Origin of the sequence: Neisseria sp. MVDL19-042950 (assembly GCF_030504625.1) — a bacterium.
In the GTDB taxonomy this organism is placed as follows: Bacteria; Pseudomonadota; Gammaproteobacteria; order Burkholderiales; family Neisseriaceae; genus Neisseria.
Map to the genome: position 1 here is coordinate 1 of NZ_JAUKWH010000023.1, position 5,265 is coordinate 5,265.

Genomic DNA, 5,265 nt, shown 5'->3' on the forward strand with positions numbered 1-5,265 from the left:
GTAAGGTCTTCTTCATGTTTAAAACCGCTACAAAGAAACTAAATTGTTAAAGAGCAGAAAAGGCCGTCTGAAAAAGTTATTGAATAAAATTTTCAGATAGGCCTTATTGTTTGATTGGATTTCAGCTTAAATAAAATGCCTGTCTGAAACTTTAATTCGCCAGTTTGTTTTAGTAGCATAGAAACTCACTTCACTCGTTTTCAAACAGGCATTTAGCTTTCCGTTAAAGCAGAAAATCTCGGTAAATCAACTAACAATGCGCGCGTGCCGAGGCACGCACGCTACCTGTGGATTGGGTATCTTATGTAGTCTATGGCTTGTTCAAGCTCTCTAAAAATAAGTCATAATCTGCTTTAAATTTTTCAAAATTAAAATCTAGTTTCTTTAATGATTGTCTAGAACAGATAAGGTTTCTGGCAGTAGTAAAAGTATTTAATAGAAAATCTTCAACTGTTTGCACATCTTTGTTCAGAACAGCCAATGACACTTCTTTAGGTACTGGTATTTTTACAGAGAGATCTTTATTTTTACTTGAATAGCGTCCTAAACAAATTTTTTCAGGGACTGTGAACCAATCAGTATCTCCTAAAACAAAAAATTCAAATAAGATTAAATCCAAATCTTTACCATAGGTTCCACGAGGAAAGTATTTTTCAAATTTAGCAGCAATCCCCCAATTGCCATATATTATTTCAGTATATGCCTCTGCTACTAGCTCATCGCCCGTAATTGCAAATGGACTTAATAAACTATTTCTTTTAATAGATTCCATTATTTTTTCTTCCTTAAATCTTCTACTCCACATCGTCCTAGACTCATAAACGAATCTATGACTGCATTTGGATTAGTTAAATTTCTAATCGTATTTGCCCAACTTTCTTTGTTTTCTGGCCCTCCAAAACGCGAGGTTAATGCTCTTTCTAAATCCAGCATATCAGATCGAGAACCGCTAGCTATTGGAATCATTCTCCTATTTCCCAACTCTTCTTTTGTATATCGATTAAGTGGATTTGCTTCAGATGTAATGCCCCATTTGCTTAGGCTTCCATCTGGGTTCACTAATTTATATAACACGGTATTACGTGAACTATTTCTGCTATTTCCATGTGAAGATGATGAAGATGGTTTTGGTTTGCGATTTGGGTCTTTGCCAAAAGAAAATCTCCCGTTTTCTCGAGGTTGCCCCTCCCATAAACCAATTGGGTCAATCCACTTTTGAATATTTCGGGCAAATGTATATAGATTATCCCCGCCCCACAACCCAATCGGATCCTGATTCACAAACCGACCCGCATCCGGCTCGTAATACCGCATCGGGTTGTAATGCAACCCCGTCTCTTCATCGCAATACTGGTTTTGCAACCTAAACGGCTGGTGCGCATGCTGATACACCCGCTCGTCTGTTTTCAGACGGCCCCAAGCGGTATATTCGCCGTACCACAGCAGATTGCCGAGCCGGTCGGTCATCTCGCGCGGGATGCCGATTTGGTCGTTGTGGAAATAGCTTAAGTATTGTTTGCCGTCTTTGGCGTTATCGAAGATTTGCGCCAGCGGTTCGTAGCTGTCTTGGTCGGTGTAAATATAGCTGTAGCTGCCGCGATAGTTATATTCTTGCAGCAGACGGCTGCCGTCCCATACGAAATGGGTTTGTTTCGGCGCGGTAGCGGCTAAGGCGCCTTTATCGGTTCGTTCTTTGCTCAAGCGTCTGCCGAACGGATCGCAGTCGTAGCGGGCTGGTTGTACTTAGCCGTTGCTATTCTTAAAGAGGTTAATTTTTTAAAGAGCAGGAAAAGGCCGTCTGAAAAAGTTTCGGATAAAGTTTTCAGACGGCTTTTCAAAATATTTTATATTTACATATAATTATTTCAAGTGTACTCTATCTATATCAAATAGGTACTTTCTTCATTATTTGCTCAACCATTCAAAATATGTTGTTAAATTTTTAAATTTTTGCTCTGATTGTCCAAAATAACGCCAAACCTCTGGTTCTGTCTCATTTTCAATCCATACCAATAAACTATAATTTCCATTATTTTTGTCTATAATAGAAAAAACGGAAAGTTGATCATCTTGATACAAATTAGGTGCTGACCCTTCCCAATTCTCTCTCATAGAACGTAACCATTTTTGAAAATTTTTGCTAGCAATTAATTTCTTTAATTCTTCTATACCGAGAAATTGTTCCCCAATATCCATCCAATTGCCTGCGAACTGAAATCTCTCGACCAGCAAAGGAGATAAAATTTTCTCAATACCTTTCGCTAATGTAGGCATTGTGTCAATGTTATTAGTAGATTTTTTAATTTTTTGCTTATCAATAAAAGGAGATACATCTTCTTCCGTCATGCCACAAGCAATTGCTTCTTTTACTACTTCACATTTTCTAAGTTCATAATCTTCTTTATATTTTTGAAGAAGAGCTGTTAATTCTGTCATCATTTCTTCCTTTCTATAATTATTTACCATCTAGCCAGCCTAACTGAATGATACACAGTACCATTAGGAACCCCTCTTGCGACACCTCCCAAATAACTATTAACTTGAGTACTTAGTGCCGTAGCACGTCCATTAGCAACTAACCCTCCCATTGTGGCATCTGGTGTATGTCCAACCACTTTACCTCTAAATCGCCCTGGAAATCTTCTTCTCATCAGCCGTGTCCAAGCATCACTAAGGCGTTGCTGTACAGGCGTCAAAGTTCCTCTTTTTGTCATAGAACCTCCTGCAGCAGCTATCTGCTGATTCCATAGTCTTACAAATCTTTGCAATTGCCTAGACTCATAAGATCCTGGTTTAAATTTATTTTTAATCTCTAATGTAGTAGTACCATCTGCCTCTTTAACTAATCTAGTACATTTTAACCCAAGTGGATCCACCCATATTTGCCCATTGAAAGCAAACAGGTATAAATTATCCCCGCCAACCAACCCAATCGGATCCTGATTCATAAACCGACCCGTATCTGCTTCGTAATACCGGAAATAGTTATAATGCAGCCCCGTTTCAGCATCAAAATATTGATTCTGTAAGCGGAAAGGCTGATGAACGTTTTCATAGATGCGCTTTTCAGACACAAGAGAACCCCAAGCCGAGTAACTGCCGTACCACAGTAAATTGCCGTGGATGTCGGTCATCTCATGAGGCGTGCCAATCTGATTGTTGTGGAAATAAAAAAGATATTGTTGTCGGTCTTTGTGGTTATCAAAGACTTGGGCTAAGGGTTCGTAAGAATCTTGGTCGGTGTAAATGTAGGTATAGCTGCCCTTATAGCTATACTCTTGAAGCAGTCTCGTCCCGTCCCAAACGAAATGCGTCCGTTTCGGCGCGGTGCTTATCCACGCCAATTTGTCTTTGCGCTCTTTGCTTAACCTGCGCCCAAACGGGTCGTAGGCATACTCCCAAATCTCGGTATTGCCTTTGGGCTTTTTAATCTCTGCGCGGATAAGTTGGTTTTCGGTATCGTATTGGAACAACTGGCTCTCGCCGTTAGGCAGTTGGCGGTAAATCATATTGCCCAAGGCATCATAGGTGTATTCGGTGCCGTTGTATGCTTCGAGGCGGTTGCCTTTGCCGATGTTGCGGCCTTTCAGACGGCCGGTGTGATGCCTGTCTGAAAGGTTTTCAGGCAGGCCTTTGGTGTCTTTGAGGCCGTCTGAAACCTTATCCGACAAAATATTGTGCGCGGGGTCGAAGGCGAACTTTTCGCTGCTGCCGGTTTGTTTGTTGACGGCGCTTTCAATCCGTCCGAGTTTGTCGTACACGTAATCCAATACGCCGCTGCGTTGGTCGGCGGTTTGAATCAGGTTGCCGGCTTTATCGTAGCGGTAGCTTCGGCGCACTGCGCCGCCGACCAGGGTATTGAGTTTGCCGTTGTGCTGCAAGGTGCGGTTGGCGGTGGCGGTTTGGTGTTTCAGACGGCCCATCGGGTCGTAGTCGTAGCGGCTGGTGTACTTAGCCGTTGCTATTCTTAAAAGAGGTTAATTTTTTAAAGAACAGGAAAATGCCGTCTGAAAAAGTTTCGGATAAAGTTTTCAGACGGCATGATTGCTTTGCTTTATATTGGTTTCAACTCAATCTGCTTTTAACACACAAACTATTTTTTCTAATTTTATTTTAAACAGGTAAAAAATCTATTTTTAGATCATTGTCAAGAACTAAATCTTTAAATTTTTCTGTAAAAATCCAAATTAAATCATCAGAATTTTCTTTAGCACAATATTCAAATCCTTGGATGTTTTCAAGGAAAACAGGCGGGTAATCAATAAATTTCTCACCATCAACTTCATAAAAGCTTGATTTTTCAAAGTCAACTAATGGAACTGATAATTTTATCTTCGCTAAAAAGCACTTCAATTCTTCATTTTGAATTCTAAGTTTTGCGGGGAAAAACTCTAATTCTTTCTCTAAATTTTTAGATAGTTTATTAACAAAATTTTCAGAGAATAAAAGCATATTAGGTATAGTTTTGATGAAATCAGTTTGAGATATATTTTTTAAAGTATATCCTTCCTGTGCAATAAAGATAGCTTCTTCCTGATAGCTGCCTTCATCATAAACAATAAAATCATCAATGCCCATATCTGATTGCTTCAAATCTACATAGGCAGCTTCATTATCAACTGCAGAATATATATTGTAAAATTTCATATTTTTTCCTTTTCTGAAACTATTTCTTTTGAATTGGACTAGCGCAAGTATATTTACCTGTTTTAAAGCCCCTTCTTAATTCATTCTGTAATTTCAACACTTCCTCGGCAATTTTTTTGTTACTCCATTTGTTTCTTTTCGCAAGCCTTTGTAAGTTATCTAATCGTCGTTCCACCATTTCATTATATAGTTTATGTTCTATTGTCCATCCTCGATGAAGTCCTAGCTTGGGGTTAGGGTCAATTCCTACATTTACAGGGAGATACATCATATTTGTAGCACCATGTATGTTTCTACCACTATTTGCAAAAATAGGATGATTTCTCAACGAGTAAGGGATTAAATGTTGTCTCTGATAGCCTTGTTTTGTAGGCAACCAAGTAGGCATCCTAGGAATCCAACCAAGAGGATCAATCCAAGAGTACACATTAGGAGCTAATTGATAAAGGTTATCACCGCCTGCCAGTCTGATCGGGTCCTGATTCACAAACCGCCCCGTATCCGGCTCATAGTATCGGAAGAAGTTATAGTGAAGCCCCGTTTCAGCATCAAAATATTGATTCTGCAAACGGAAAGGCTGATGAATATTCGGATAGATTTTGTTTTCCGAAGATAACG

Annotated in this window: 5 protein-coding genes and 1 pseudogene; all 6 read right to left on the reverse strand. The window is 39.5% G+C overall.

The features are described from left to right. Positions 1 to 310 precede the first annotated feature (310 nt). Positions 311 to 772 carry a hypothetical protein gene (locus tag Q0X97_RS11700; RefSeq protein ID WP_302067595.1) on the reverse strand — a complete coding sequence of 154 codons (462 nt, stop codon included), beginning with the start codon at positions 770 to 772 and terminating at the stop codon, positions 311 to 313. Between the two features lie 419 nt (positions 773 to 1,191). After that, positions 1,192 to 1,719 (reverse strand): annotated as a pseudogene (locus Q0X97_RS11705) (RHS repeat-associated core domain-containing protein); the annotation flags it as partial. 186 nt (positions 1,720 to 1,905) lie between these two features. After that, the gene (locus Q0X97_RS11710) at positions 1,906 to 2,439 is read right to left on the reverse strand and encodes a hypothetical protein (protein WP_302067596.1); all 534 of its coding nucleotides are present in this window, start codon (positions 2,437 to 2,439) and stop codon (positions 1,906 to 1,908) included. Between the two features lie 20 nt (positions 2,440 to 2,459). Next, positions 2,460 to 3,923: an RHS repeat domain-containing protein gene (locus Q0X97_RS11715; RefSeq protein ID WP_302067754.1), complete on the reverse strand. Its 1,464-nt coding sequence runs from the start codon at positions 3,921 to 3,923 to the stop codon at positions 2,460 to 2,462. Positions 3,924 to 4,113: 190 nt separating this feature from the next. Beyond that, a complete protein-coding gene (locus Q0X97_RS11720; protein WP_302067598.1) occupies positions 4,114 to 4,647 on the reverse strand; it encodes a hypothetical protein in 534 nt (177 codons plus the stop codon). Positions 4,648 to 4,666: 19 nt separating this feature from the next. Then, positions 4,667 to 5,265, reverse strand: a 599-nt coding sequence (locus Q0X97_RS11725) for an RHS repeat-associated core domain-containing protein (RefSeq protein ID WP_302067599.1), incomplete at its 5' end; no start/stop codon positions are given.

What these genes read in the sequence shown, in the direction of transcription:
- Q0X97_RS11720 (WP_302067598.1), bottom strand. Translation starts at nt 4,647, where the DNA reads ATGAAATTTTACAATATATATTCTGCAGTTGATAATGAAGCTGCCTAT.
- Q0X97_RS11700 (WP_302067595.1), bottom strand. Translation starts at nt 772, where the DNA reads ATGGAATCTATTAAAAGAAATAGTTTATTAAGTCCATTTGCAATTACG.
- Q0X97_RS11710 (WP_302067596.1), bottom strand. Translation starts at nt 2,439, where the DNA reads ATGATGACAGAATTAACAGCTCTTCTTCAAAAATATAAAGAAGATTAT.
- Q0X97_RS11715 (WP_302067754.1), bottom strand. Translation starts at nt 3,923, where the DNA reads ATGGGCCGTCTGAAACACCAAACCGCCACCGCCAACCGCACCTTGCAG.